General features: G+C 67.6%; 27 protein-coding genes and 1 pseudogene. 14 read left to right on the top strand and 14 right to left on the bottom strand.

Features of this window, described 5'->3' with window-relative positions; translation table 11 throughout:
• The first annotated feature begins 84 nt into the window (after nucleotides 1–84).
• The 5 genes from EZE58_RS07395 (at nucleotide 85) to EZE58_RS07375 (ending at nucleotide 6169) form a co-directional block, all read left to right on the top strand.
• Nucleotides 85–2937 carry a beta-eliminating lyase-related protein gene (locus EZE58_RS07395; protein WP_167560158.1) on the top strand — a complete coding sequence of 951 codons (2853 nt, stop codon included), beginning with the start codon at nucleotides 85–87 and terminating at the stop codon, nucleotides 2935–2937.
• Nucleotides 2938–2972: 35 nt separating this feature from the next.
• On the top strand, nucleotides 2973–3332 hold the full coding sequence (locus tag EZE58_RS07390) for a UBP-type zinc finger domain-containing protein (RefSeq protein WP_063249973.1): 360 nt from the start codon (nucleotides 2973–2975) through the stop codon (nucleotides 3330–3332).
• Between the two features lie 26 nt (nucleotides 3333–3358).
• Entirely contained in the window at nucleotides 3359–3607 is a 249-nt protein-coding gene (locus EZE58_RS07385) for a DUF2630 family protein (RefSeq protein ID WP_009377690.1), read from the top strand.
• Between the two features lie 178 nt (nucleotides 3608–3785).
• The gene (locus EZE58_RS17690) at nucleotides 3786–5495 is read left to right on the top strand and encodes a GMC oxidoreductase (protein WP_346773175.1); all 1710 of its coding nucleotides are present in this window, start codon (nucleotides 3786–3788) and stop codon (nucleotides 5493–5495) included.
• Between the two features lie 68 nt (nucleotides 5496–5563).
• Complete coding sequence (locus EZE58_RS07375) at nucleotides 5564–6169, top strand: GNAT family N-acetyltransferase (protein ID WP_009377693.1); 606 nt, start codon at nucleotides 5564–5566, stop codon at nucleotides 6167–6169.
• Nucleotides 6170–6189: 20 nt separating this feature from the next.
• Here the strand turns inward: EZE58_RS07375 and EZE58_RS17200 are convergent, their stop codons facing one another.
• A complete protein-coding gene (locus EZE58_RS17200; RefSeq protein WP_205772156.1) occupies nucleotides 6190–6705 on the bottom strand; it encodes a hypothetical protein in 516 nt (171 codons plus the stop codon).
• 177 nt (nucleotides 6706–6882) lie between these two features.
• On the opposite strand from EZE58_RS17200, the gene EZE58_RS17195 reads away from it, so the two are divergent.
• On the top strand, nucleotides 6883–7242 hold the full coding sequence (locus EZE58_RS17195) for a hypothetical protein (protein WP_205772155.1): 360 nt from the start codon (nucleotides 6883–6885) through the stop codon (nucleotides 7240–7242).
• A 16-nt stretch (nucleotides 7243–7258) separates the two neighbouring features.
• Here EZE58_RS17195 and EZE58_RS17190 read toward each other — a convergent pair whose 3' ends face one another.
• From EZE58_RS17190 to EZE58_RS07340, 6 genes are all read right to left on the bottom strand, one after another.
• Nucleotides 7259–7762 carry a protein-tyrosine phosphatase family protein gene (locus tag EZE58_RS17190; RefSeq protein ID WP_081590995.1) on the bottom strand — a complete coding sequence of 168 codons (504 nt, stop codon included), beginning with the start codon at nucleotides 7760–7762 and terminating at the stop codon, nucleotides 7259–7261.
• 22 nt (nucleotides 7763–7784) lie between these two features.
• Nucleotides 7785–8570, bottom strand: coding sequence for an amino acid ABC transporter ATP-binding protein (locus EZE58_RS07360; protein ID WP_205772154.1), 786 nt, complete (start codon nucleotides 8568–8570; stop codon nucleotides 7785–7787).
• Nucleotides 8567–9442 (bottom strand): amino acid ABC transporter permease, encoded by an 876-nt coding sequence (locus EZE58_RS07355; protein ID WP_330932555.1) that lies wholly within the window; start codon nucleotides 9440–9442, stop codon nucleotides 8567–8569. The genes EZE58_RS07360 and EZE58_RS07355 overlap by 4 nt, the downstream gene beginning before the upstream one ends.
• Nucleotides 9443–9564: 122 nt before the next feature.
• Nucleotides 9565–10371 (bottom strand): transporter substrate-binding domain-containing protein, encoded by an 807-nt coding sequence (locus EZE58_RS07350; protein WP_040341661.1) that lies wholly within the window; start codon nucleotides 10369–10371, stop codon nucleotides 9565–9567.
• Between the two features lie 176 nt (nucleotides 10372–10547).
• On the bottom strand, nucleotides 10548–11975 hold the full coding sequence (locus EZE58_RS07345) for an MFS transporter (protein WP_009377701.1): 1428 nt from the start codon (nucleotides 11973–11975) through the stop codon (nucleotides 10548–10550).
• Nucleotides 11976–12182: 207 nt separating this feature from the next.
• Entirely contained in the window at nucleotides 12183–13391 is a 1209-nt protein-coding gene (locus tag EZE58_RS07340; protein WP_009377703.1) for an MFS transporter, read from the bottom strand.
• Nucleotides 13392–13606: 215 nt separating this feature from the next.
• Here EZE58_RS07340 and EZE58_RS07335 point away from each other — a divergent pair, with 215 nt between their 5' ends.
• Entirely contained in the window at nucleotides 13607–15025 is a 1419-nt protein-coding gene (locus EZE58_RS07335; protein ID WP_009377705.1) for an MFS transporter, read from the top strand.
• A 4-nt stretch (nucleotides 15026–15029) separates the two neighbouring features.
• Here the strand turns inward: EZE58_RS07335 and pcaC are convergent, their stop codons facing one another.
• The 6 genes and pseudogenes from pcaC to EZE58_RS07310 all read right to left on the bottom strand — a co-directional run bounded on the left by pcaC (nucleotide 15030) and on the right by EZE58_RS07310 (nucleotide 20400).
• A complete protein-coding gene (gene pcaC / locus EZE58_RS17375; RefSeq protein WP_236586993.1) occupies nucleotides 15030–15449 on the bottom strand; it encodes a 4-carboxymuconolactone decarboxylase in 420 nt (139 codons plus the stop codon).
• 87 nt (nucleotides 15450–15536) lie between these two features.
• Nucleotides 15537–16484, bottom strand: a pseudogene (locus tag EZE58_RS17370) (alpha/beta hydrolase); the annotation flags it as partial.
• Entirely contained in the window at nucleotides 16375–17763 is a 1389-nt protein-coding gene (locus tag EZE58_RS07325; protein WP_009377709.1) for a lyase family protein, read from the bottom strand. The gene EZE58_RS07325 and the pseudogene EZE58_RS17370, both read right to left, overlap by 110 nt.
• A 31-nt stretch (nucleotides 17764–17794) precedes the next feature.
• A complete protein-coding gene (gene pcaG, locus EZE58_RS07320; protein ID WP_009377711.1) occupies nucleotides 17795–18370 on the bottom strand; it encodes a protocatechuate 3,4-dioxygenase subunit alpha in 576 nt (191 codons plus the stop codon).
• Nucleotides 18363–19163 carry a protocatechuate 3,4-dioxygenase subunit beta gene (gene pcaH, locus EZE58_RS07315; protein WP_009377713.1) on the bottom strand — a complete coding sequence of 267 codons (801 nt, stop codon included), beginning with the start codon at nucleotides 19161–19163 and terminating at the stop codon, nucleotides 18363–18365. The genes pcaG and pcaH overlap by 8 nt, the downstream gene beginning before the upstream one ends.
• A 52-nt stretch (nucleotides 19164–19215) precedes the next feature.
• A complete protein-coding gene (locus EZE58_RS07310) occupies nucleotides 19216–20400 on the bottom strand; it encodes a 4-hydroxybenzoate 3-monooxygenase (RefSeq protein WP_009377715.1) in 1185 nt (394 codons plus the stop codon).
• Nucleotides 20401–20645: 245 nt separating this feature from the next.
• Between EZE58_RS07310 and EZE58_RS07305 the strand changes: the two genes are divergently transcribed.
• Genes EZE58_RS07305 through EZE58_RS07285 form a run of 5 tightly spaced genes read left to right on the top strand, consistent with a single transcriptional unit; the run spans nucleotide 20646 to nucleotide 23524 of the window.
• Nucleotides 20646–21701, top strand: a complete 1056-nt coding sequence (locus EZE58_RS07305) for a YeeE/YedE family protein (RefSeq protein ID WP_009377717.1) — start codon at nucleotides 20646–20648, stop codon at nucleotides 21699–21701.
• Nucleotides 21698–21922 carry a sulfurtransferase TusA family protein gene (locus tag EZE58_RS07300; RefSeq protein WP_009377718.1) on the top strand — a complete coding sequence of 75 codons (225 nt, stop codon included), beginning with the start codon at nucleotides 21698–21700 and terminating at the stop codon, nucleotides 21920–21922. Before EZE58_RS07305 ends, EZE58_RS07300 begins: the two co-directional genes overlap by 4 nt.
• 20 nt (nucleotides 21923–21942) lie before the next feature.
• Entirely contained in the window at nucleotides 21943–22476 is a 534-nt protein-coding gene (locus EZE58_RS07295; RefSeq protein WP_009377720.1) for an O-acetyl-ADP-ribose deacetylase, read from the top strand.
• A gap of 9 nt (nucleotides 22477–22485) precedes the next feature.
• The gene (locus EZE58_RS07290; protein WP_009377722.1) at nucleotides 22486–22839 is read left to right on the top strand and encodes a VOC family protein; all 354 of its coding nucleotides are present in this window, start codon (nucleotides 22486–22488) and stop codon (nucleotides 22837–22839) included.
• Nucleotides 22840–22858: 19 nt separating this feature from the next.
• The gene (locus tag EZE58_RS07285) at nucleotides 22859–23524 is read left to right on the top strand and encodes an SDR family oxidoreductase (RefSeq protein WP_009377724.1); all 666 of its coding nucleotides are present in this window, start codon (nucleotides 22859–22861) and stop codon (nucleotides 23522–23524) included.
• A 17-nt stretch (nucleotides 23525–23541) separates the two neighbouring features.
• Here EZE58_RS07285 and EZE58_RS07280 read toward each other — a convergent pair whose 3' ends face one another.
• A complete protein-coding gene (locus EZE58_RS07280; RefSeq protein ID WP_009377726.1) occupies nucleotides 23542–24270 on the bottom strand; it encodes a GTP pyrophosphokinase family protein in 729 nt (242 codons plus the stop codon).
• A 117-nt stretch (nucleotides 24271–24387) separates the two neighbouring features.
• Between EZE58_RS07280 and EZE58_RS07275 the strand changes: the two genes are divergently transcribed.
• Nucleotides 24388–24963: a dihydrofolate reductase family protein gene (locus EZE58_RS07275; RefSeq protein ID WP_040341662.1), complete on the top strand. Its 576-nt coding sequence runs from the start codon at nucleotides 24388–24390 to the stop codon at nucleotides 24961–24963.
• 3 nt (nucleotides 24964–24966) lie between these two features.
• Nucleotides 24967–25230 (top strand): DUF2277 domain-containing protein, encoded by a 264-nt coding sequence (locus tag EZE58_RS07270; RefSeq protein ID WP_009377730.1) that lies wholly within the window; start codon nucleotides 24967–24969, stop codon nucleotides 25228–25230.
• Nucleotides 25231–25232 lie beyond the last annotated feature (2 nt).

Here is a 25232-nt window from a genome sequence, read left to right as displayed (position 1 = left end):
TGTCCACGCGTTCGAGGGGAGGCCGTATGATCGTCAGCACAACGGATTCCGCACCAGCGCACCATCACGCCAGGAGGCTCGAGCATGACCGGCATCGATTCCGACGATTTCCCGGGAGGCGCCCCCTTCACCTCCGGCCTGTCCTCGGACCGGGGCGGCAAACCCGTCTCGACGAAGCAGGGATTCCTCGCTCGCCCCGAGAAGGCGCGGCTCGAACGCGACCCGGGGATGCCGGCGAGCACATGGCGGCTGCGTTCGGATGCGTGGGAGTACCTCAAGTACGCGATCAAGCGCCTCGTCATGAGCGGCGGGGACTTCTCGATGATCGCCGCCGACGGCGAGGTGTGGCGGTCCCTGCGGTCCCTGAAGACGATCGAGCTCTACTGGGGCGGCTTCGGTCAGCGCTACGTCGAGGAGATCGCCGAACTCCTCTCCGACGGCGAGTTCGACAAGGCCCACGACATGATCACCAAGGCGGTCAACCGTCTGCGGGGCACGACGGTGCCCGACACGATCGATGAGGAGCTCACCGAGGAGGAACGCGCCGAGCAGCGCGACCGGCAGGATCCGCGCCCCCGGTTCGAGGTCCTCATCGTCGACGAGACGACCGAAGGCGGCCGCGACGAACTCCACTCCGACCTGCTGCGGCTGCGCAGCCCCGGCGACCAGTTCATCTACGACTACGTCATCGTCCCCACCGCCGACGACGCCGTGGTCGCGGCCCTGACGAACCCGAACCTGCTCGCCTGCGTCATCCGCCCCGGCTTCACCGACCGGACCCGGGAGGTGCTCAGCCGCGACCTCCGCAACGCCGTCGCGCTCGCCCACGAGGGCACGACGTCGTCGCCGACAGGGCCGATGAGCCCGCTCAACTCCGTGCGCCGAGTGCTGCGGCTCGCCGACACCCTGGCGGGACTGCGCCCCGAACTCGACCTCTACCTCATGGCCGGCGCCCACATCGAGAGCCTCGCGGGAGCGCTCACCCACCGATTCCGCAGGGTGTTCCGCCGGGAGGACCAGTTCGAACTCCACCTCTCCCTGCTCCGACGCGTCCAGCACCTCTGGGACACCCCGTTCTTCGCCGCCATCCAGGAGCACGCCCGCCGCCCCGCCGGCGTCTTCCACGCCCTGCCCGTCTCCCGCGGCGGCTCCGTCGTCGGATCGAAGTGGATCAGCGACTTCGTCGACTTCTACGGCCTCAACCTGCTCCTCGCCGAGACGAGCGCGACCTCGGGCGAACTCGACTCGCTGCTCGCCCCCGTGCGCACCCTGAAGAAGGCGCAGTCGCTGGCCGCCCGCGCCTTCGGAGCGAAGCGGACGTACTTCGTCACCAACGGCACCTCGACGGCGAACAAGATCGTCCACCAGGCGATCGTCGCCCCCGGCGAGGTCGTCATGGTCGACCGCAACTGCCACAAATCCCACCACCACGCCCTCATGCTCACCGGTGCCCGCACCGCCTACCTCGAGGCGTACCCGCTCAACGACTTCGCGTTCTACGGCGCGGTTCCCCTCAGCCGGATCAAGCAGCTCCTCCTCGACTACCGGGCTGCCGGCCGCCTCGACGAGGTGCGGATGATCACCCTGACGAACTGCACATTCGACGGCATCGTCTACGACCCCGAACGCGTCATGGCCGAATGCCTCGCGATCAAACCCGACCTCGTCTTCCTCTGGGACGAAGCGTGGTTCGCCTTCGCCCGCTTCCACCCCGTCACCCGCAAGCGCACCGCGATGGTCGCGGCCGAACGTCTCGATGAGACGCTGCGGACGAACTCCCACGAGGCCGCCTACCGGGAGCAGCGCAAACGGCTCTTCGACCCGGTCACCGGCGAACCGGCACCCGACGAGGTGTGGCTGAACGAGACCCTGCTCGCGCCCCCGGATGCGACGATCCGGGTGTACGCGACCCAGTCGACGCACAAGACGCTCACCGCGCTGCGGCAGGGTTCGATGATCCACGTCTACGACCAGGAGTTCGGCTCCGGCGCCGAGGAGGCCTTCCACGAGGCCTACATGACGCACACCTCGACCTCGCCGAACTACCAGATCCTCGCCTCCCTCGACCTCGGGCGCCGACAGGTCGAGATGGAGGGCTTCGCGCTCGTCCAGAAGCAGCTCGACCTCGCTGTCAGCCTCGCCTCGGCCGTCGCCCGGCATCCGCTGCTGAAGAAGACGTTCCGCGTGCTCACGGCCAAGGACCTCATCCCCGCCGAATACCGGGAGACGACCCGGTCGATGCCGCTGCGCGACGGGCTGGCCACGTTCTGGAACGCGTGGACGAAGGACGAGTTCGTCGTCGATCCCAGCCGCATCACCGTCGAGATCACCGGCACCGGCGTCGACGGGGACACGTTCAAGCACGAGTACCTCATGGACCGCTACGGCATCCAGGTGAACAAGACGAGCCGGAACACCGTGCTCTTTATGACGAACATCGGCACCTCCCGATCCGCCGTCGCCTACCTCATCGAGGTCCTCGTCAAGCTCGCCGAGCGGTTCACTGACCCGTACAAGGTCGGCCCCTCCGACGCCTCGACCGAGCCGAGCGCGGTGATGCCGCCCCTGCCGGACTTCAGCGCCTTCGCCCCCGAGTACGCCGCCGAGGTGCCCGCCGACGACCCCGCGGCGCAGCTGCCCGACGGGGATCTCCGGTCGGCCTACTACGCGGGCCTGCGGCAGAAGTCCGTCGAGTACGTCCTCCCGCACGAACTGCGGCGGCGCGTCGAGAACGGGGAGGCCCCGGTCTCGGCCGGGTTCGTCACCCCGTACCCGCCAGGGTTCCCCGTGCTCGTGCCCGGTCAGGTCATCACCGCCGAGGTGCTCGACTTCATGTCCGCCCTCGACACCCGGGAGATCCACGGCTACGACGCCCGCCTGGGCTACCGCGTCATCCTCGCCGAGGTGGCCGGAGAGGCAGAGGTCACCGACGTATAGGTTACGGACAGTGTGACCTGTGCCATACTCGGTGCATGGACATCCGACTCGAACCCGGAGACATCGATCCCTCAGTCCCGCCCTCAGGGCCCGGCTGCGTCGAGTGCGAGGAGACCGGCGGGTGGTGGGTCCACCTGCGCCGGTGCGCGGCATGTGGGCACATCGGCTGCTGTGACACCTCGCCCTCACAGCACGCGAGCAGGCACGTCAAGGAGACCGGCCACCCGGTCACCCGCAGCTACGAGCCCGGGGAGGAGTGGTTCTTTGACTTCCGCACCGAGCAGGCCTTCGAGGGCCCGGAGCTCGCGCCGCCCCTGGCCCACCCCGAATCCCAGTCCGTGCCCGGGCCCGCCGACCGCGTGCCGGCAGACTGGATGGACAAGATCCACCGCTGAGGCCCACCCCTGAGAGAGGACTCCCCATGACCACCGACAAATCGATCCACGAGCAGATCAACGCCGCCGTCGAGGAGGAGCGCGAGCTGCGCCGCCGCCTCGGGCAGGGAGAGATCACCGAGGAGCACGAGCACCAGCGCATCGCACAGCTCGAGGGCGAGCTCGACCAGCTCTGGGACCTGCTGCGCCAGCGCCAGGGAGAGCGCGACGCCGGACGCGATCCCAACCTCGCCAAGGAGCGTCCCGTGAGCGAAGTCGAGGGCTACCTCCAGTGACCGAGGCCGTCCAAGGCTCAGGGGACTCCGTCGAGGACGCACCCGAGTACGACTTCGTCATCGTCGGCTCGGGGCCGGTGGCGGTCCGCTCGCGGCCAACCTCGCCGAGGAGGGGTTCACCGTCGCCGTCCTCGAGGCCGGCGGGAACCACGAGTGCGGGTACTACGACACCCCCGTCATGCAGGCCTATGCGAGCGAAGACCCCGACATGGTGTGGAACTTCGCCGTCTCCCACTACGACGATCCCACCCGGGGGCGGGAGGACTCGAAATGGGACGACGACCTCGGCGGGATCCTCTATCCCCGCGGATCGACGCTCGGCGGCAGCACCGCGGTGAGCGCGATGGTCCACATCGCCCCGCAGCCCCGGGACTGGGACGGACTCGCGGAGCTCACCGGCGATGAGAGCTGGGGGCACGGCCCGATGCGGGAGATCTTCGAGCGCATCGAGGACTGGCAGGGCGTCGACGCCCTGCCGCTGCCCGGTGACAGCGAGGCCGACCGGGACGCGAAGGCCCGCCACGGGCGCGACGGGTGGTTGCAGACGACACGGGCGGACCCCGCGATCGCCGGCCGGGAACCCCGCTTCCTCGACATCATCAACGCCACCGAGACGACGAGTCGGCAGCTCTTCGGCATCCCCGAGGACATCTCCCTGCCGCGCGACATCAACGCCGCCGACACCCCGCCGAGCTATCAGGGCATGTCCTTCGTCCCCGTCGCCGCCGGCGGCGGCCGGCGCAACGGCAGCCGGGAGCGCCTGCTCGCCGCACGCGCCGCACATCCGGATCGGCTGACGATCATCGAGGATGCGCTCGCCACCCGGGTGCTCTTCGACGGCACCCGTGCGATCGGCGTCGAATACCTGGCCGGGGCCGGACTCTACGCTGCGACCCCGCCGGAGCGACGCTCCGATGATCCCTCGCCGAGGCGGTCGGCCGTCCGTGCCCGCAACGAAGTCATCGTCGCGGCAGGGGCCTTCAACACCCCGCAGCTGCTCAAGCTCTCGGGCATCGGACCGGCGGCGGAGCTTGAGGAGTTCGGGATCCCCGTCGTCGTCGACGCGCCTGGGGTGGGGGAGAATCTCCACGACCGGTATGAGGTCTCCGTCGTCAACGAACTCGATGCCGACTTCCCGATCTTCGACGACTCGACGCTCGACCTGCCGGCGCCGGGTGAGCCCGATGACCATCTGCTGCGCGAGTGGAAGGACGATCGCGGCGGGCCGTACTCGACGAACGGGTCGCTCGCGGCGATGGTCGCGCACACGAGCGCCGGGGACGGGGACAACGCCGACGTCATCATCTTCTCGCTCGCGGCGGACTTCCACGGGTACTACCCGCACCACTCCTACGATGCGAAGCCGCACCACGATCGGATGAGCATGCTCGTCCTCAAGGGGTGGACGCGGGACCGAGCGGGCTCTGTGCGACTGCGCTCGGCGGATCCGCGCGATGTGCCCGACATCCGCATGCGGTACTTCGACGAGGGGTCTCCCGGGTGGGAGCGCGACCTCGACGGGGTCGTCGACGGACTCGAGATGGCGCGGACGATCGTCGGCAGCATCGAGAACACGAAGGTTGTGCGCGAACTCGTGCCCGGTGCCGAAGTCGCCAGTCGCGAGGAGCTGCGCGAGTTCGTCAAGCGCGAGGCGTGGGGCCACCATGCCTGCGGAACGGCGAAGATCGGCACTGACGATGACCCGATGGCCGTCCTCGACGGAGACCTGCGCGTGCGCGGGGTCGAGGGTCTGCGCGTCGTCGATGCGAGCGTGTTCCCCGACACCCCGGGCTTCTTCATCGCCAGCGCCGTCTACATGGTCAGCGAGAAGGCCTCGGACCAGATCATCGCGGAGTATCGCGGTCCGCGCGCCGAGACCACCACTTAACACTGAGACCGACACTTCTGCGCGTCGGTCTCGCCGTTAGGTGTCCGTCTCGATGAAGAAGGAGACTCATGGGCGACATCGAGTACGTGCCTGTCGACGCATCCCACGCCGCGGACGCACGCACAACGATCGCTCGTGCCTTCGCAGTGGACCCTCTCATCGAGTGGCTCTTCCCGGCCGAGATGTGGAAGGACGGTGAACGCCTCGACCACATCGCGACCTTCTACTGGCCCAGTGTCGAAACATATGCCGCTCAGGGTGCCGGTCATGTCGCCGTCGACGGTGACCGAGTCGTCGGTGTCGCGCTCTGGGGCGTCCCTAACAGCGGCTCGCCGGCGCAGACTCTGCCCAGCGCGTCCGGTGTCGCACGACTGCTGCTCGGCGACCGGCTCGGTGAACTCGCCGAGGGCATGCGCGTCGCTCGCGGGGACACGGCGCTGCCGAGCGGGCCGTACCTTCACGACCTCGCAGTCACTGCGGACCGGCGCGGTGAGGGAATCGGGACGGCCCTCATCGAAGCCGGCCTTCGCGACTTCGGTCGGAACGGCGCGTGGTTGGAGACCACGAACCCGAGAAATCAGGGACTCTACGAGCGGGCGGGATTCGAAGGGGTACACGCCGGTCCGATTGGGAACTCGGGAGTAACGATGACGCGGATGGCTGTGCCCAGCTGAGCCGCTGAGACTAGCGGAGTTTATCTACTGTTTGCATTCATTTGATGATGTTTGTGATCTATTGTAGGCACATGGTCACTGTGTTCAGTATGAATGAGCTGCGCAATCTCGGCGTCGGCCCCGACACATTCGACGACTGTCTGGGGAAGGTACGCCGCGGTTGGTTCGTGCTCAAGCAGCCGTGCAAGAACCAAGCCCACGTCATTCTCCACGAGATTCATGAAGCGTCCGGGCGTTCTTACCCGCAGACCTTCGGAGATATCCGAGACAACACCGAACAGCTGAAGACACTCATCCGTTCGTACGCCAGAGATCTCCTTCCGGGGACCTTCTTCTCCCACGTCTCTGCCGCCATCATCCATGGACTCGACCCAGCGTTTCCCGCTACCGAGGTCGCCGAACTCATCCGGCCCGGCTATGCGAAGAGGAAGCTCAAAGTGCGCTATCGGGATCGCGAAGTCGCAGATGAAGATCGTGCCCAGGTCGGCGATCTCCCGGTGACGTCGATCAGGCGGACACTCCTCGACCTTGCTCACGACTATCCGATCGATGTCTCGGTTCCGCTCATCTCCCAGGCGCTGCGAGAGAAATCGGTGTCAAAGGAGTCGTTGGAGAAAGGGGTCCGCGTCGGCGGCCGCGGGTGCAGAATCGCGCAGCTGGCAATCGAGCTGGCGAGTCCGCTGCACGAATCCGCAGGTGAGTCACTGTACGCGGTGAAGTTCCACGGTTTCGGGATCACCGGCATGGTTCCGCAGGTCGACTCGTACGATGCCAACGGCTCCTGGATCGCCCGCAACGACTTCCGACACGAGTCTCTGCCGCTCGCCGTCGAGTTCCATGGACTCGGCAAGTACTTCCTCAACGAGGGCGGCCCTGATCAGGCGAGTGCGAAGAACCATGAACGGCACATGAAGCTGCTTAACTCCGGGCTGCGCGTGTTCAACCTCGTGTGGGGGGACCTCTTCCGCGCCCAGCCGTTCCGGCAGATCAAGGCCGAGCTCGACGCGCTCGCCTCATCGAGACCGCCACTTAGCGCCGAGACCGACACTTCTAAGCGTCGGTCTCGACGTTAACTGGCGGTCTCGATGCTCAGCCGCTGCTCTCGGGGCCGAAGCGCTCGACGTAGCGGCGCTGCCACGGCGTCTCGACCGCGCGGGGGTCGTAGTGCTCGCGGACGAAGGCGACCGCCTCGGCGGGCGGGACCCCGTCGAGGATGGCGATGCACGCCAGCGCGGTGCCTGTCCGACCGCGGCCGCCGAGGCACGCGACGCCGACGCGCTCGGACAGCGAACGTCTCCACGACTCGGTGAAAGCGGCAGCGGCTTCTCCGCGATCGTGCGGCAGGCGGAAGTCAGGCCACCTCACCCAGCGGTACTCCGTCAACGCTCGACCTCCGGCCACCGTACCGCCAACCACTCCACTCGCCCTCGCCTCGAACTCCCGGCGCGTGCCGAGCAGGATGAGCTCGAAGTCCGCCGGCCATGAGCCGCCTGAGCCTCCGACGCCACCAGAGCGTGCGAGCGAGCGCCCGCGAACCAGGCGACCCGACGGCAGCTCGAGGACGCCCGGCTGCGTGGCCTCCCAGGTGGTCACAGCGTCACCCGACAGACCTCTCTCACTCCAACTGCCCCGGGTGGAGGACCCGGGAGAGGAAGTGCTTCGTGCGCTCGTGCTGGGGGTTGCCGATGACCTCGCGCGCGGGACCCTCCTCGACGACGACGCCGCCGTCCATGAAGACGACGCGGTCGGCGACCTGCCGGGCGAACTCCATCTCGTGGGTGACGACGACCATCGTCATCCCCGCCTCGGCGAGACTGCGCATGACGAGGAGGACATCGCCCACGGTCTCCGGATCAAGCGCTGAGGTGGGCTCGTCGAAGAGCATGACATCGGGGTCCATGCTCAGTGCTCGGGCGATCGCAACGCGCTGTTGCTGACCTCCGGAGAGCGAACCTGGCTTGGCATCGATCTTCTCGGAAAGTCCCACCTTCGCAAGATTCTCCTCGGCGACCTTGTTGGCCTCGGCCTTCGACCTTTTGAGGACCTTGGTTTGGGCGATCGAAAGGTTATCGCGGACCGTGAGGTGACCGAAGAGGTTGAAGCTCTGGAACACCATCCCAATACGTGTTCGCGCGGCGTCGATGTCCAAATCAAGATCGGTCATGTCCATACCGTCGACGACGATCGAGCCGCCGGAAGGTGTCTCAAGGACGTTGATGCAACGGAGCATCGTCGATTTCCCCGATCCTGACGGGCCGATGACGCAGACGACTTCGCCGCGCGCAACGTCGAGATTGATGTCTGTGAGTACCTGGTTGGAACCGAAGCTCTTCTGCAGATTGCGGATGGCGATGATCGGCTCGGCTGTCGTGTCTTCAAGGGCGTTGGTCTCAGTCATCATTTCACTCCAGAATCGGCGGAGCCGTACTTGCGCTCCAGCGCTCGCGACAGGTACGACAACGGAATGGTGATGATGAGGTAGCAGACCGCGATGACGATGAACGGAGTGAGGTTTGCCGAGTTGACGATCTCGGCACGTCCGAGGGCCGCGAGTTCTCGTCCGTCGACCGACGACCCGAGGATGTAGGCAAGCGAGGAGTCTTTCGTCAGGAGGATGAGTTCATTGGTCAGCGGCGGAAGAATAATCCGCATAGCCTGCGGCAGGACGATTGTGAACATAGCTCGCGACGACGACATCCCCAGCGAGCGTGCTGCTTCAACCTGACCTTTTGGGACTGCCTGGATGCCTGCTCTGATCGTCTCCGCCATGTAGGCCGACGACACGAGACCGAGCGCGATCATGATGATGACCAATTGAGGAAGGATGAAACCCTGGAAGGCAACGGGAAGCCCGAATCCCATGACAAGGAATACGACGAGTGCAGGCAGACCGCGGAAGAACTCGATGTAGATCGTGGCCAGCCAGCGGTAGACTCCGACGGACGACAAGCGCATGAGGGCTACGACAAGGGCGATTGCAAGTCCGAGTGCGAAGCCGAGGACCGTGAAGACGATGGTGTTCTTCAATGCGTTGAGGACTTGAGGGAACATTCCCATGGCGATGTCAACGCGTCCGAAGGTCTCAATGAGCGTCGGCCAATCAGCAGTGAATGCAATGACGATGGCGATGACAATCAGAATTGCATACTGGATTCCACGGGAGAGCTTGGCCTTCTGGCGTTTGCTCATCTTCGCCTTTGGTGTGGCAGTTGCCGTGGCTGGAGGCTCGCCGTCGCTCGGGCTGTTGCCTCCGGTCGAGGATGTTTTCGACATAGATGTGATCCTTTGACGATAATGGCGGGTCGTCGCCAAAACTGGCTCAGCGCTGTGGCGCACTCAGGTCAACGAGCGGCCGGTCACAGCCGTGTCGCCGTGACCGACCGCCCGTCATTGGATCAATTGGTCGGAGGTTCGGTGCCGAACCACTTCTTGTAGATCTTGTCGTACTCTCCGCTATCTCGGAGCTCGGTGATCGTCTCGTCGACGACTTTCTTCATCTCGGCATTGCCCTTCTTCATGGCAATGCCGTAGCTTTCGCCGGTATCGATGTCGAAGCCGACTGTGAAACCGTCGTTGTTGGCGGCGTAATCGTAGAGTACGCCGTTGTCATTGATGACTGCGTCGACCTGGCCCGTTTTCAGCGCTTCAAGGGATAGCGGAAGATCCTCGTACGTGACGACCTCGGAATCCTTGAAGTTCTCAGTCGCATAGTCCAAACCTGTCGTGCCGGCCTGCGCAGCGATCTTCTTGCCGTTGAGAGCTGCCGCATCTTTGGCGGCATTGTCCTCCTTGGTCAGGATCGCCTGGTTGGCTGCAAAGTACGGTTCAGAAAAATCGATGACACCTGCGCGTTCGTCAGTGATTGTGATTGCAGCCGCCGCGACATCGCACTTGTTCTGATTGAACTCTGCACCCGAAGTGATCGTCTCGAAGGAGGTGTTGATGATCTCCTGCTCGACTCCGAGCTTCTTCGCCACCGCATCGACGACATCCACGTCGAAACCGACGACTTTGCCGTCCTTCTCGAACTGAAACGGCTGATACGACAGATGTGTGCAGGTAGTCAGTTTCCCTTCTTTGACGAGAGGGACTCCTCCTTCACCAGTTGCGGCGGGTTCCGACCCCGAGCCGCCCCCGCCGCAGGCGGAGAGCGCGAAGAGGGCCCCGGCGGCCACGGCGGCCATGGTCAAGCGTCGTTTCATGGATCCTCCCAGATCATCCGTGACGTCGGCGTCACGCGGGTGTGCGCCGCCCAGACTCTCAAACCTGGGCGGCATCTGTGAAGAATCGTACCGTGTCCTGTGTCACACCCATGTTTCCCCGGCCCTCGCCGAGGTGGTCGTTGCCGAATCGTATCCTTGCCGGGTCCCAGCCCTGCTCAGCTCAGTTCGGCCTCGATGTCGAGGTCCGCGGTCTCCTTCGCAAAATAGAGCGCGACGAGGGTGAGGATCGCGGCACCGACGATGTAGAGGCCGCACCAGAGGATCGTTCCGCCCTCGGCCTGCCAGAGGGCGACCATCGCGAACGGCGCGGGCCCGGCACCGATGACACCGGCCATGTTGTAGCTCACCGCCGAGCCCGTGTAGCGGACGTTGGCGGGGAAGAGTTCGGGCAGGTATGCGGCCATCGGTCCGAAGGTCAGGCCCATGAGGGTGAAGCCGATGATGAGGGCGGCGACGACGCCGACGGTGCCGGCGTTGAAGAGCGCATTGACGCTCAACCCGTAGGCGGCGATGAGGACGGTGACCCCCATGAGCATCTTCCGGCGTCCGAGCCGCTCGGCGAGCGGACCGGAGACGACGGTGAAGATGCCGAAGAACACGACGCCGATGATGAGATAGGTGAGGAACTCGTTCTTCGCATACCCCAGCCCCGCGACGAAGCCCGCGGGATCGAAGGGCTTCCCTGCCGCCTCGGCGGCTGCCTCTGCCTGACCCACGGTCGCGGGCGAGGTGCCGTACGTGAGCGTGAACGCGGTCATGAAGTAGAAGATGACGTAGGTCGCGAGCATGATGAACGTGCCGAGCAGCAGCGGCAGCCAGCTGCCGGTGAAGACGCGGCCGATCGGGGCGCGCGAGATCTGCTGGCGCGCCTCGACGAGCTGGAACGCCGGGGTCTCCATGAGGGTGAGGCGGACATAGAGGCCGACGGCGACGAGGAGGGCGGAGAGCAGGAACGGGATGCGCCAACCCCACGACAGGAACGCCTCGGGTGAGATCCACGTGCTCAGCCCGACGAAGAGGAGGTTCGCGAGGATGAAGCCGACGGGGGCACCGAGCTGCGGGAATGTCCCCCAGATCGCGCGCTTGCCCGGAGGCGCGTTCTCCGTGGCGAGGAGTGCTGCACCCGACCATTCGCCGCCGAGTCCGACACCCTGGCTGAAGCGCAGAAGGACGAGGAAGAGCGGGGCGAGGACGACCCAGCCCGGCGTCGAGGCCGTGGGCAGGAGGCCGATGAGGAACGTGCCGATGCCCATGATGAGCAGGGACGCGATGAGCGTCTTCTTCCGGCCCACCCGGTCGCCGAAGTGGCCGAAGATGATCGACCCGACGGGGCGGGCGACGAAGGCGACGCCGAAGATCGCGAACGAGCTGAGCATCTGCGTCGTCGACGTCTGATTGGGGAAGAAGAGGGCGGGGAAGACGAGCGACGAGGCGGTCGCGTAGGCGTAGAAGTCGAAGAACTCGATCGTCGTGCCGACCATCGAGGCCGAGAGGACCTTGCCTCGGGTGTTGTTCTTCCGGGTCGCAGCGATCCGGTCGGACTCCGCTGCCGACTCCGCGCCGGGCTGTGTTTCAGTGGACATGTTCTCGTGTGCTCCGCGGTGGTGATGAGAGGAAGGCACGGGCGGTGGTGCTCGTGTCGGACGGACCGACAGTACGCCTGTCTCAGGAAGCACACAGTAATCGTCCCGGAAAGTGAGATTGTTCTGATGTCCGAGTATTTCGGGTCAGAATCCTTCCCTCGCCGAGGTGGTCGTCCTTCCCCCGCCGAGGCGGGGCCCGGGTCCGCCTCAGACGTCGAGCTTCGTCCGGTGGGAGGTGTGCGGGCCGCCTCGGCGGAGGGCGATCGCAATGCCGAGGACGATGAGTCCGGCGAGGCAGAGGCCGACCCCCACCCAGGCCGGCGCCCGGTAGCCGAGGCCCGCGGTGATGACGATGCCGCCGAGCCACGCGCCGAGGGCGTTGGCGAGGTTGAACGCGGCATGGTTCATCGCCGCCGCCAGGCTCGGGGCATCGGTCGAGTCGCGGAGCAGTCGCATCTGGAGGGCCGTGGTGATCATCGAACCGGCGATGCCGATGAAGAAGAGGGCGACGATCGCGATCGCCGCGAGCTGCGTGAACGCGCCGAAGATCGAGAGCACGATCGCCGAGAGGACCATGCCGGCGACCCCGGAGCGCTCGATCGACTTGTCGACGAGTGGCCCGGCGATGAGGGAGCCCGCGGTCATCCCGAGGCCGTAGACGGCGAGCACCCAGGGGATCGCGGTGCCGGGGACGTGGGCGACCTCGGTCATCGTCGGGGTGATGTAGGTGTAGACGGCGAACATGCCGCCGAAGCCGACGGAGCCGGCGACGAGGGTGAGGATGATCTGCGGCCTCGCCAGGGCCTTCATCTCCCCGCGGGCAGACGGCGCCTGGCTCAGCCGCACCTTCGGCACGGCGATGGCGACCATGATGACGGTGAGGACGCCGAGGGCGGCGACGAGGGCGTAGGCGCTGCGCCAGCCGAAGGCGTTGCCGAGCGCCGCGGCGACGGGGACGCCGACGATGTTCGCGATCGTCAGGCCGAGCATGACGCGGGCCATCGCCCGTCCACGTCGATTGAGTGGCACGAGAGAGGCGGCGACGATCGCACCGATGCCGAGGTAGGCGCCGTGGGGCAGGCCGCTGACGAAGCGGGCGATGTTGAACGTCGCCGGGTTCGGCGCGAGCATCGAGGCGACGTTGCCGAGGGCGAAGAGGCCCATGAGGCAGAGCAGGAGCACCTTGCGGTCCATGTGCGCGGCGATCGTCGTGATGAGCGGCGCCCCGACGACGACGCCGAGGGCGTAGAGCGAGACGGCGTGCCCCGCCTCGGGGACGGTGATGTCGAGTTCCGCGGCGATGTGCGGCAGCAGACCCATCGTCGCGAACTCGGTGACGCCGATGCCGAAGGCGCCGATCGCGAGCGCGAAGACGGCGAACTTATACGTGCTGCGGGGCACAGGGGCATCGCTCATGGCTGTCCTCTGGACTGGGGTGCGGGTGAGGTCGTGGGCGGCAGGGGCGCTCGCCGCAACCGAACCAGCCTAGTGGCCAGGGCTCGGCGCGGGAAGTCCCGGTCGTCACAATGTGAGCGGTCGAACAGGCGCCGCTGTGTCAGTGCACCGGGCTGCCGTGTCAGCGGTCGGGTCTACGCTGAGGGTGGTCGAGGCAGTTTCGAGAGGAGTGGGCCATGGGTGAGAGCGTTGCCGCGGATCCGCACGCCGCGGACCCCGAACCGCCGCCGGGCGGGCAGCGGACGTTCCTCCATGTCCTCGTCAACACGGCGATCGCGAACGTGACGACGAGCTTCCTCTGGTTCGCGCTCACCTTCTGGGTCTACGTCGAGACGCGCTCGGTGCTCGCCACCGGTGTCATCGGAGGGGCGTACATGCTCCTCGTCGCCGTCTTCTCGATGTTCTTCGGCACCGTCGTCGACCGGTTCCGCAAACGCCGGGTCATGGTCACCGCGACCGCGGGCACCCTCGTCCTCTTCGCGCTCACCGGGCTCATCTACCTTTCCGTGCCCGACGCCGTCCTCCTCGACGTGGCCGGGCCGTGGTTCTGGGTCTTCAGCCTCGTCATGCTCGCCGGCGCCGTCGTCGAACAGCTGCGCGGCATCGCGCTGTCGACGACCGTGTCCCTGCTCGTGCCCGGGCCGAGGCGGGCCAACGCGAACGGCCTCGTCGGCACCGTCCAGGGTCTCGGCTTCCTCGTCACCTCCGTGTTCAGCGGCCTGGCGATCGGCTACCTCGGGATGGGCTGGTCGATCCTCATCGCCGTCGTGTGCATCGCGCTCTCGCTTGCCCACCTGCTCACCCTCCGGATCCCCGAACCGGTCATCGTCCGCGCCGAGGGACAGCCCGGCTGGGTCGACATCCGAGGGGGCCTCGCCGCGGTCCTCGCCGCTCCTGGGCTCTTCGCTCTCGTCCTCTTCACGACGCTGAACAACCTCGTCGGCGGCGTCTACATGGCGCTCATGGACCCCTACGGCATCGAGGTCTTCGGCACCGTCCAGACCTGGGGCATCGCGCTCGCGGTCGTCTCGACGGGCTTCATGGTCGGCGGCGCCCTGGTCGCGAAGTTCGGGCTCGGGCGCAACCCGATCCGCACCATGCTTCTGCTCTGCTGCCTCATCGGCGCCCTCGGAGCGGTCTTCGCGATCCGGGAGGCGTGGCTGCTCTACGGGCTGGGCATGCTCGGGTTCTTCATCGTCCTGCCCGCCGTCGAAGCCGCCGAACAGACCGTCATCCAGCGGGTCGTGCCCTACCGCCAGCAGGGACGGGTGTTCGGCTTCGCAATGACCTTCGAAGCCGCGGCAGCCCCGATCACCGCATTCCTCATTGCCCCGCTCGCGGAGTTCTGGATCATCCCCTACATGGACTCACCCGCAGGTGAGGACCGCTGGGGCTGGCTGCTCGGAACCGGGGAGGTCCGTGGGATCGCGCTCGTCTTCGTGTGGTCGGGAGTGATCTCGATCCTCCTCGCCCTCGCGGCCTTCGGCACCCGCGCCTACCGGATGCTCTCGACCCAGTACCGGGAGGTCGCGGCGAACGACGAGACGGTCGTCGCCGAGGACAGCGACCCCGCGGCCGGCGACCGGACCGCCTGAGTCCTCACTCGAGTCCCTCAGCGTCAACTTCGGCCAGCGCCTCGGAGGCGACGGCGAAGGCGGTGTTGGCAGCGGGCACGGAGCAGTAGATTGCCGACTGGAGGAGGACCTCCTTGATCTCGTCACGGCTGAGCCCGTTGCGCAGGGCGGCTTTGACGTGCATCTTCAGCTCGGCCTCGTGGCCGCCGGCGACCATCGCGGTAAGCGTGATCGCCGAGCGCATCCGGCGGTCGAGTCCCGGCCGGGTCCAGATCTCTCCCCACGCGAAGCGGGTGATGAGGTCCTGGAAGTCGGCGGTGAAGTCGGTGACCGCCGCGTTCGCACGGTCGACGTGGGCGTCGGAGAGGACCGCGCGGCGCACCCGCATGCCCGCGGCCCACACCTCGTCTCGGTCGGCATCGCGGGGTCCCGACTCGGTCGGCAGTCCCGCCGCATCGTCCGCCTCGCCGACGGCCGTCACCCCGTCGGAGAACCGACCGGCGAGGAAGTCGGCGAGCAGCGCCGCGGTGAGCGCAGGTGCCTCGATGGGCACGAGGTGGGCTGCGCCCTCGATGACCTCGAGATGGGACTCGCGCACGCCCGAGGCGATCTCGGCGAGCTTCGGCGGCGGCGTCGGCTTGTCCTCAGACCCGGCGACGGCGAGGACGGGGAGAGCGATATCCGGCAGCCGATCTCGGATGTCGAAGTCGGCGAGGGTGAAGCACAGGGCGGCGTAGGAGAACCGGTCGGCGTCCTGGAGGGAGTGGAGGAGTGCGGCCGAGGCCTCCGGCTCCCGCTCCATGAACCCGGGAGCGAACCAGCGCTCGGCCGAGCCGATGACCTGCGTCGGGGTGCCCGAGATCGCGACGGTCTCCGCCCGCTCCTCCCAGCCCTCGCGTTCGCCGATCTTCGCCCCCGTGCAGAAGGCGGCGACGCGGTCGAAGCGCGTCGGGTGGTCGAGGGCGAGCTGGAGGGAGAGGGCCCCGCCGATCGAATCCCCAGCCACGGAGACCCTGGCGTCGGGGGCGGCGACGTCGGGCAGGACGCGGTCGAGGGTTGCGAGCACCGCCTCGGCGAGGTCGGTCATCGTCACCGTCGGCACGTCCGAGCGGACGGTCCCCGCGGGGACGTCGAGAGCGGGGGAGCGGCCGTGGCCGGGCAGGTCGATGCCGACGACGGCGGTATCCGGGGTGAGCCGTGCGAACTCCTCGGCCGCCGTCTGCCACAGCGCGCCCACGGAGGTGCCGAGGGAGGGGAGGACGACGAGCGCCGAGGCGGCGGGGGTCGTCGGGGCGGTGAGGACAGAGGCGGTGAGTTCCACGGTGGTCGCTTTCGTCGGGGCTGTGCAGGTCAGGGCTGTGCAGGTCAGGTCAGTGCTGATCAGGTCGGGGGTTGCGCTCGGCGATCGTCGCGATGATCGTCTGCCGGATGTCCTCGGCCTCGCCGAGGCTGTTCTCCGGGGCGAAGAATCCCTCGACATCCGGTGGGGTCGGGTCGTCCGACGACCCGGACGACTGCGCGAGAGCGTGTCGCAGCCGCTGCTCCGGGTCACCGCCCGGGGCGGTGATCTCCGCGATCTGCGCCTTCGTCAGGCGGTCGCCGAAGACGGTCGTCACCTTCTCCGCGAAGATGCCGGGACTTGCGGCGTCGAGATTGGTCCGCATCCGCGCCGCGTCCGCGCTCAGTCCGGCCACCGTCTCCTCGAGGAGGGTGAGCGAGGACAGGGCGAGCGTCATGAGCTCGGCCAGGGTCGGCCATTCGGCGTGCCAGGCTCCGTCGGAGCGCTCCTCGACCGCCTCGGCGGCCGTCGTCACCAGGGTCGCCATCGCGCCGGGCACGCGCATCCCGTTGCGGTGGAGGAGGACCGCCGAGGTGGGGTTGGTCTTCTGCGGCATCGCCGAGGATCCGCCGGTCGCCGCCAGGCGCAGCTCCCCGACCTCGGGGCGGGTGCCGATGAGGACGTCGCGGGCGATCGAGGAGCCGACGGTCACGCACTGCGTGAAGTGGGTCCCCCACGTCAGCACGCGGACGCGGTCGGTGTGCCACGGCACCGGCACCGCGGCCAGTGCGGCATCGGGTCCGCGCAGCTGGACCTGGAACTCCCGGAGGAGGACCTCGGTGCGCTCGCCGGCGAACTCCCGGATCGCCGCCCGGGTCCCTGCCGCGCCTCCAACCTGGACGGAGTCGATGACAGGCGTCAGCCGCCTGACTTCGTCGACCTCGGCCGCCCATGTCGCGACCCGCAGCCCGAAGGTCGTCGGCAGGGCCGGCTGGGTGAGCGTGCGGGCGAGGCAGAGGGTCTCGGCGTGGGCGTCGGAGAGCGCGACGAGCCGGGCGCTGATCCCCTCGAGTGCGGCCTGCGTCTGCCGGACGGCTCGGGAGACGAGGACACCGAGGGCGGAGTCGAGGACGTCCTGGCTCGTCAGGCCCCGATGGACGATGCGACCGGTCGCGGGGGCGAGGCGGGATCGGACTGCGGTGAGGAACGGGATGACGGGGTTGCCGCCGGCCTCGGCGTCGGCGGCGAGGGTCTCGAGCGCGGTCGCATCGGCGGCCAGCGACCACGCGCTCGCCTCGATGGCCTCGACCGCCTCGGTCCGCTGATCGGCGGAGATGAGGCCGGCGGCCGACTGCGCGTTCACCCATGCCGCCTCGACGTCGCCGATGGCCGTGATGAGTGCCGCGTCGTCGATGCTCTCAGCCCCCCGGAGGTCGCCGGGGGCGAAGAGGAGGCGGGTGTGGGCCACCGGGTCGCTCATGCGGTCTCTTTCGTCGATGCTCGGTGCTGCCTCAGTCGTCGTGGCTGGGGAAGCGGAGGAACGGGGTCTCGTCCTCACCCTGCAACCGTATGTCGAAACGCAGGGATCCGTCAGCCTCCCGGACGGCGATGAGACGCTGCCGCTCCGCAGACTCCAGTGAGCTGAGGAGCGGATCGGTCGCGTGCGCCTCGGTGTCCTCGGGGAGGTAGACGCGGGTGAAGAGCCGGTTGAGCAGGCCCCGGGCGAAGACGACGACGCTGATGAACCGGGCCCGTCCCGCCTCGGTGGGGCCGGGTTCGACGGTCGAGAAGCTGAAGCGTCCTTCGGGGTCGGCCGCACACCGGCCGAAGCCGGTGAAGGTGAACCCGTCGCGGCGCAGGGACCCGGTCCTGAGAACGACGGTCCCGGTCTCGTCAGGCTGCCAGATCTCGAGGATCGCGTCGGGCACGGGGTCTCCGGCCCCGTCGTAGACGACGCCGTGGAGCTCCACGGCCCGGCTGGAACCCGGCGGGACGAGTTCTCGGTCGCCGGGGTAGGGCAGGGCGTAGCCGTAGAAGGGCCCGACGGTCTGGCCGGGGGTGGGGGTGAGGCGCGTCTGCTCAGTCATGGTCTTCCTCTTCCATCCAGGTGCGGTTCGACCCGGTGAGCACGATGTCCCACTGGTAGCCCATGAGGTACTCGTGTTCGGTGAGGTCGTGGTCGTAGGTCGCGATGAGGCGCTGCCGGGCCTTCTCGTCGGTGATCGACTGATAGATCGGATCGAGGGCGAAGAGCGGGTCACCCGGGAAGTACATCTGCGTGACCATCCGCTGCGTGAACTCCGAGCCGAAGAGCGAGAAGTGGATGTGGGCCGGCCGCCACGCATTGTGGTGGTTCTTCCACGGGTAGGGGCCCGGCTTGATCGTGAGGAACGAGTACGACCCGTCGGGGCCGGTGAGCGTGCGGCCGACACCGGTGAAGTTCGGGTCGATCGGGGCCGGATGCTGGTCGCGCTTGTGGATGTAGCGTCCCGCCGAGTTCGCCTGCCAGATCTCGACGAGCTGACCGGCCACGGGGCGGCCGTCGCCGTCGAGGACCCTGCCGGTCACGCGGATGCGCTCACCGATCGGCTCCCCGCCGTGCTGGACGGTGAGGTCGGATTCGAGGATGCCGATGTCGCGGTGGCCGAAGGCGGGGGAGTGGAGTTCGATCGTCTCCGGGTCGGTGTGGCGCAGGTCCTTCGTCGGGTGGCGCAGGAGGGATGACCGGTAGGGCAGGTAGTCGAGTCGCGGCTGCGTTTCGGCCGGGGCTCCGCCGGCAACGGCGTCACGGTATTCGGTGCCGATCGCATCGATCTCGGCGCTCAGGGTCGCCTGCGACTCCGCGGCATCGTCGGGACCGGGGACTCTCGTCGCACTCATGATCGGGCCTCTCTTCTCTCGTGGTCAGGTCTCTCGTGGTTTAGGGAACTGGTCAGCCGTGCGGCCATCCGGTGTAGCACTCGGCGAGGTAGCGTCGGCCGTGCTCGGAGTCGAGCAGGGAGGTGAGCTCGCCGAGGCTGCGCTTCGTCTCGAAGGCATCCGCGGTCGGGTCGGTGTGGAGCATCCGCGTCATCTGGTAGGAGAAGTTCTGCGCCTTCCACACCCGCTTCGTCGCCGTCGTCGAGTACCGGGCGAGCGCCTCGGCGTCGGAGTCGCGCAGCGCCGCGACCAGCGCGGGGGCGAGGACGGCGACGTCGGCGAAGGCGAGGTTGAGTCCCTTCGCCCCGGTCGGGGGCACGGTGTGGGCGCTGTCGCCGGCGAGGAAGAGGGAGCCGTGCTGCATCGGTTCGGTGACGGCCGAGCGGAAGGGGAGGACGACCTTGTCCGTGATCGGTCCTGTCTTGAGTTCGAACCCGTCGGGGCCTGCGACTCGGGCCTGGAGTTCGGTCCAGATGCGGTCGTCGGACCAGTCGTCGGGATCCGTTCCCGGGTCGGCCTGGAAGTACATGCGCTGGACGTCGGCACTACGCTGGGAGATGAGCGCGAAGCCGCGGTCCGAGCGGGAGTAGATGAGGACCTCGTGGCTCGGCGGGGCCTGGCAGAGGATCCCGAACCAGGCGAACGGGTACTCGTGGAAGAAGCGTTGCCTCGAGGCCTCGGGGATCGACGCGCGCGACGGGCTGCGGGAGCCGTCGGCGCCGACGACATAGCGGGCGGAGATGCTCAGCTGCTCACCGTCCTCGGTGACCGCGCGGACGGACGGGGAGGTCGAGTCGATGTCGGCGAGGCGAGTGTCGGTGACCGAGTAGAAGGTCGGGCTGCCGGTCCGGGCACGGGCGGCGGCGAGGTCGACGAAGGCCTCGTTCTGCGGGTAGAGCCACACGGACTCCCCGACGAGGGAGGGGAAGTCGAGAGGGTGGCTGATCCCGTCGACGCGGACGTCGATGCCGTCGTGGCGATGGCCTGCGGAGTGGACACGGGAGTCGATGCCCGGAGTCTCGAGCATCCGGACCGAGGCGGCTTCGAGGATGCCGGCACGATGGGTGGCGGCGATGTCGTCACGGCTGCGGTTGTCGATGACGACCGAGTCGATGCCCGCGGCGTGGAGCAGGTGGGCGAGCATGAGCCCCGCGGGTCCTGCGCCGACGATCGCGACGTCGGTGTGGAGATCTGGCACCGTGGCCTCCTTGCCTGTGTGGGTGATCCCAGTGTGCTCTGGGCCACTCCGCTGCCGCGAGGGCGTTCCCATTGAACGGAAAAGAGATCCTTGACGTCGTCGTGCAGATTGCTCAACAATGGAGGGCGTTGTCCATCGAATCCGTATCTCGTTACCAGACTGTATGAACGATCGGTGCGGAGGCGATGCTCAACAGTCTCCGCCTCCCGGTGTGTGCCGGGAGGCCTCCCACAGAAGGACCACTCATGATCATCACCGGACTCGTCGTCGGTCTGCTCCTCGGTTTCGTCCTCCAGCGAGGGCGCTTCTGCGTCACCGGCGCGTTCCGCGACCTCACTTTGACGGGGAACACGCGATGGTTCTCCGCCCTCATCGTCATCATCGCCGTCCATGCGGTCGGACTCGCGCTGCTCACCTCTCTCGGCATCATCGCCCCGGAGGCGACGGCCTTCCCGTGGCTCGCATCGATCCTCGGCGGGCTGATCTTCGGGTTCTCGATGATCCTCGCCGGCGGCTGCGCGACGGGGACCTACTACCGGGTCGGTGAGGGCCTCGTCGGCAGCTGGATGGCGCTCATCTTCTTCGCCCTCACCGCCGCCGTGATGAAGACCGGTCCTGCGGCCGGGCTGACCGACGGGCTGCGGTCGATCACGGTCGCCGACGGGTCGCTGCCGGCGACGACCGGTCTGAGTCCGTGGGTGTTCGCCGTCGTCCTCTCCGGTATCGCGGTGTGGCTGACGATCCGCCACAATCGGAAGCTCGGAACGCCGGTGGCGACTCTGCCTCCGCGGAAGACGGGGCTGGCGCATCTGCTCACCGAGAAGCGCTGGAATCCGTTCGCGACAGCGGTCGTCATCGGCATCATCGCCACGGTCGCGTGGCCTCTGTCGGCGGCGACGGGACAGAACTCGGGGCTGGGCATCACGACTCCATCGGCGAATCTCGTCGCGTTCTTCGCGACGGGCGACCTCACCCTCGTCGACTGGGGAGTCATGCTCGTCATCGGCATCCTCGTCGGCTCCTTCATCGCGGCGAAGGCCTCCGGGGAGTTCCGGGTGCGCGTGCCCGATCGGGACACGCTCCTCAAGGCCATCGTCGGCGGAGTCGGCATGGGCATCGGCGCGGCGATCGCCGGGGGATGCACCGTCGGCAACGCGATGGTCTCGACCGCACAGTTCGAATACCAGGGATGGGTGGCGACGTTCTTCATGATCGTCGGCGCAGGAATCGCTGCGAAGGCCACCATCAGTCCACGAAGCACAGCGGGAGCTCCGGTGCCCGCGGAAAGCAGGACAGCATGAAGCAGATCCTCGAGACCAACGGGCTCGTCTGCCCCTTCCCTCTCGTCGAGGCCAAGGACGCGATCGGGCAGCTGAGCGCAGGCGACGAACTCGTCATCAACTTCGACTGCACCCAGGCCACCGAGGCGATCCCGCAGTGGGCAGCCGAGAACGGCTACCCGGTCACCCACTTCGACCGCACCGGCGACGCCTCGTGGACGATCACCGTCCAAAAGGCGTAGCCCCTGACTAGACTCGCCGTATGAGGATCACGGTACTCGAAGGCGACATCACCACGGTCCACGCCGACGCGATCGTCAACGCGGCGAACTCGAGCCTCCTCGGCGGAGGCGGCGTCGACGGGGCGATCCACCGCGCTGCGGGGCCGAGCCTGCTCGAGGAGGCCCGCGAGATCCGGCGGACGACGCATCCGCGGGGACTGCCTCCCGGTCAGGCCGTCGCGACCGGGGCCGGCGACCTCCCCGCGCGCTGGGTCATCCACACGGTCGGCCCCAACCGCAATGCCGGGGAGGCCGACCCCGAGGTGCTCGAGTCGTGCTTCGAGTCGAGCCTCAACCTCGCCGAGGAGCTCGGGGCGACCACGATTGCGTTCCCCGCGATCGGCGGCGGGGTCTACGGGTGGTCGCCCCGGGACGTCGCCGAGGCGGCGGCCTCCGTCATCGTCGACGGCCGGGCCCGCGGGCGCTGGGACTCGATCGCCGAAGTCCAGTTCGTCCTCTTCTCCGACACGATGACGAGCGTGTTCTGCCAGGTCTTCGACCACGACCAGTGGTGAGGGGGAGTCATGAAGGTCCACAGCATCATCGCCGATCTGCCGGTGCCCGACATCGACGGTGCCAAGGAGTTCTATGCCGACTACCTCGGACTGTCGACGGAGGAGTTCAACCTCGGCTGGGTCGCCCGGTTCACCTCCCCGGAGACCGGCGCGCACCTCCAGGTCGTGACCAAGGATGCGACGTCCCCGGTCGATGCCGTCGTCTCGGTCAAGGTCGACGATGTCGGCGCCGCCTTCGCCGAGGCGGTCGACCGCGGGTATGAGATCGTCCACCCGCTCACCGACGAGGAATGGGGAGTCCGCCGCTTCTTCGTCCGCGCCCCCGACGGCAACGTCCTCAACATCGTCGCCCACCGGGAGTAGGGGGCGCTAGGCTCAGGACATGCCCCTTGCCCTCATCACCGGTGCCGCTCGGGAGAACAGCATCGCCGCCGGCATCGTGCCCCGATTGCGCGTCGACGGCTGGACCGTCGTCACGAGCGACCTCGAGAATGCCGACTACGCGTGCGATCTCGCGACGCCGACCGGACCCGAGGAGCTCATCGCGGCGGTGAGGGCCGACCACGGCACGATCGACGCGCTCGTCCTCTCCCACGCCCACGACGTCGAATCCGGAATCCTCGACACGAGTGCCGAGAGCTTCGACGCCCACCTCGCCGTCAACGCGCGGGCGAGCCTCCTCCTCATCGCCGACTTCGCCCGTCAGGTCTCCGATGGCGGCGGCGCGATCGTCGCCTTCACCAGTGACCACACCACGGGCAACCTCCCCTACGGGGCGTCGAAGGGCGCGCTCGACCGCATCGTCATCTCCGCGGCCCGCGAGCTCGGCCCCAAGGGGATCTCGGCGAACGTCGTCAATCCCGGCCCCATCGACACGGGGTGGATGGACGAGGAGCTGCGGTCGTCGCTGCGCCCGCACCAGCCGCTCGGGCGCCTCGGCACTCCAGGCGACATCGCCGGCGTCGTCGCCTTCCTCCTCTCACCCGAGGGGCGGTGGGTCTCCGGTCAGCTGTTCGGCGCCGACGGTGGGTTCTCGGCCCGGTACTGAGCGCCGCCTCGGCGGGCTCACCCCTCGTCGCGGGTGAGTCTGAGGAGGAGGCGGAGGAGTTCGCCGTCGGAGTCGTCGTCCTCCGCGGGACTGTCGACATCGTGGACCTCGGCGTGGAGCTGCTCCATCTTGCGATCAAGCTCCCCGGCGGCGTTCGCTGCCCTGGTGAGTTCCTCGACGAGGCGGTCGGGCACGTCACCTTGGTACTTGTAGTGGATCTTGTGCTCGAGGCTCGCCCAGAAGTCCATCGCGATCGTGCGCACCTGCACCTCGCAGACGATCGGCACCGGCCCAGCGGTGAGGAACACCGGGATCTCGAGGATCGCGTGCAGACTCTTGTACCCGTTCGGCTTGGGGTGGGCGATGTAGTCCTTGATCTCGATGATCCGCACGTCGTTCTGCGAGGTGAGCGTCTCGAGCACGCGGTACGTGTCGGCGATGAAGCTGCACGTGATGCGGATGCCGGCGATGTCGGTGATGTTCGCCGTGATCGCGTCGATCTCGAGCGGCAGGCCCCGGCGCGTGATCTTCTCGATGAGGCTGCGCGGGGACTTCACCCGCGAGCTGATGTGTTCGATCGGGTTGTAGCGGTGGAGGTGGAGGAACTCCTCGCGGAGGATCGAGACCTTCGTGAGCATCTCATCGATCGCGAACTGGTGGTGCATGAGCATGCGCGAGAAGTCGGTGCGCAGGCGCCGGACCCGCTCGGCTTGGCCTGGGGTGAACGGGTCTGCGGGGGTGGCCATCGACGCTCCTGGGGTTCGCATTCCTCACCGGGTGCGAGGACGCTGTCAGTCTACGACGGCCGGTGCGGGGGTTCCCGTGTTGCCGGGAATGTGATTGAGTCAGCTCAAGGAGGAGTGATGGGAAAAGTGGCATGGGGCTTCTCGTGCTCGCTCGACGGGTTCATCGCCGGACCCGGCCACGACATGTCGTGGCTTTCGGCAGCCGAACCGCTCGTCGACGGCACCACCGAGGCGATGGCCGCGCAGGTCGCCGTCATCATCTCCGGCCGCCGCGGCTACGACGCGGCCAAGTCCCAGGCCGAGATCCGCGACGAGATGACCGCGGAGGCCTACGGCGGCGCGTGGTCGGGCACCGAGTTCGTCCTCACCCACCGGCCCGAGGAGCTCGCCGATGACCCGTCGGTCATCCCCCTCGACTGCTCCATCGCCGAGGCGGTCGAGCGTGCCCAGGTCATCGCGGGTGAGCGGGACATTCAGATCATCAGCGCCGACATCGCCCGGCAGGCGCTCGAGGCCGACCTCATCGACGAACTCCAGTACTTCTCCGTGCCCGTCTTCCTCGGCGACGGGGTCCGGATCTTCGATGTCCCCGGCGGTCGGCGCCTCGACTGGGAGCTCGTCGACATCGACGAGGCGAATCCGCGCAGCTTCGGCAGAACCTACCGCCCCAAGGGCCGTGCGGCGTACCGTTGAGGCATGTGCCGGAACATCCGAACCCTCCACAACTTCGAACCCGCCGCCACCTCGGACGAGGTCCACGCCGCGGCCCTGCAGTACGTGCGCAAGATCGCGGGGACGACGAAGCCCTCGCAGGCCAACGCCGAGGCCTTCGACGCAGCCGTCGAGGAGATCGCCCACGCCACCCAGCACCTCCTCGATGCGCTCGTGACGAATGCCCCGCCGAAGAACCGTGAGGTCGAGGCCGAGAAGCGCCGGGCGAGGTACGCCGCCCGCGCGTGAGC

The organism is Brevibacterium sp. LS14 (assembly GCF_012027885.1).
GTDB lineage: Bacteria > Actinomycetota > Actinomycetes > Actinomycetales > Brevibacteriaceae > Brevibacterium > Brevibacterium casei.
This window is presented reverse-complemented; position numbering and strand designations above follow the sequence as displayed.

Coding starts and splice junctions, on each gene's coding strand:
- EZE58_RS17690 (WP_346773175.1), top strand. CDS start 3,786: ATGCAGGCCTATGCGAGCGAAGACCCCGACATGGTGTGGAACTTCGCC.
- EZE58_RS07350 (WP_040341661.1), bottom strand. CDS start 10,371: ATGAAACGACGCTTGACCATGGCCGCCGTGGCCGCCGGGGCCCTCTTC.
- EZE58_RS07280 (WP_009377726.1), bottom strand. CDS start 24,270: ATGGCCACCCCCGCAGACCCGTTCACCCCAGGCCAAGCCGAGCGGGTC.
- EZE58_RS07340 (WP_009377703.1), bottom strand. CDS start 13,391: ATGAGCGATGCCCCTGTGCCCCGCAGCACGTATAAGTTCGCCGTCTTC.
- pcaG (WP_009377711.1), bottom strand. CDS start 18,370: ATGACTGAGCAGACGCGCCTCACCCCCACCCCCGGCCAGACCGTCGGG.
- EZE58_RS07290 (WP_009377722.1), top strand. CDS start 22,486: ATGAAGGTCCACAGCATCATCGCCGATCTGCCGGTGCCCGACATCGAC.
- EZE58_RS07295 (WP_009377720.1), top strand. CDS start 21,943: ATGAGGATCACGGTACTCGAAGGCGACATCACCACGGTCCACGCCGAC.
- EZE58_RS07375 (WP_009377693.1), top strand. CDS start 5,564: ATGGGCGACATCGAGTACGTGCCTGTCGACGCATCCCACGCCGCGGAC.
- EZE58_RS07390 (WP_063249973.1), top strand. CDS start 2,973: ATGGACATCCGACTCGAACCCGGAGACATCGATCCCTCAGTCCCGCCC.
- EZE58_RS07275 (WP_040341662.1), top strand. CDS start 24,388: ATGGGAAAAGTGGCATGGGGCTTCTCGTGCTCGCTCGACGGGTTCATC.
- EZE58_RS07300 (WP_009377718.1), top strand. CDS start 21,698: ATGAAGCAGATCCTCGAGACCAACGGGCTCGTCTGCCCCTTCCCTCTC.
- pcaH (WP_009377713.1), bottom strand. CDS start 19,163: ATGAGTGCGACGAGAGTCCCCGGTCCCGACGATGCCGCGGAGTCGCAG.
- EZE58_RS07325 (WP_009377709.1), bottom strand. CDS start 17,763: ATGAGCGACCCGGTGGCCCACACCCGCCTCCTCTTCGCCCCCGGCGAC.
- EZE58_RS07360 (WP_205772154.1), bottom strand. CDS start 8,570: ATGATGACTGAGACCAACGCCCTTGAAGACACGACAGCCGAGCCGATC.
- EZE58_RS07355 (WP_330932555.1), bottom strand. CDS start 9,442: ATGTCGAAAACATCCTCGACCGGAGGCAACAGCCCGAGCGACGGCGAG.
- EZE58_RS07385 (WP_009377690.1), top strand. CDS start 3,359: ATGACCACCGACAAATCGATCCACGAGCAGATCAACGCCGCCGTCGAG.
- EZE58_RS07305 (WP_009377717.1), top strand. CDS start 20,646: ATGATCATCACCGGACTCGTCGTCGGTCTGCTCCTCGGTTTCGTCCTC.
- EZE58_RS07335 (WP_009377705.1), top strand. CDS start 13,607: ATGGGTGAGAGCGTTGCCGCGGATCCGCACGCCGCGGACCCCGAACCG.
- EZE58_RS07345 (WP_009377701.1), bottom strand. CDS start 11,975: ATGTCCACTGAAACACAGCCCGGCGCGGAGTCGGCAGCGGAGTCCGAC.
- EZE58_RS07395 (WP_167560158.1), top strand. CDS start 85: ATGACCGGCATCGATTCCGACGATTTCCCGGGAGGCGCCCCCTTCACC.
- EZE58_RS07285 (WP_009377724.1), top strand. CDS start 22,859: ATGCCCCTTGCCCTCATCACCGGTGCCGCTCGGGAGAACAGCATCGCC.
- EZE58_RS07270 (WP_009377730.1), top strand. CDS start 24,967: ATGTGCCGGAACATCCGAACCCTCCACAACTTCGAACCCGCCGCCACC.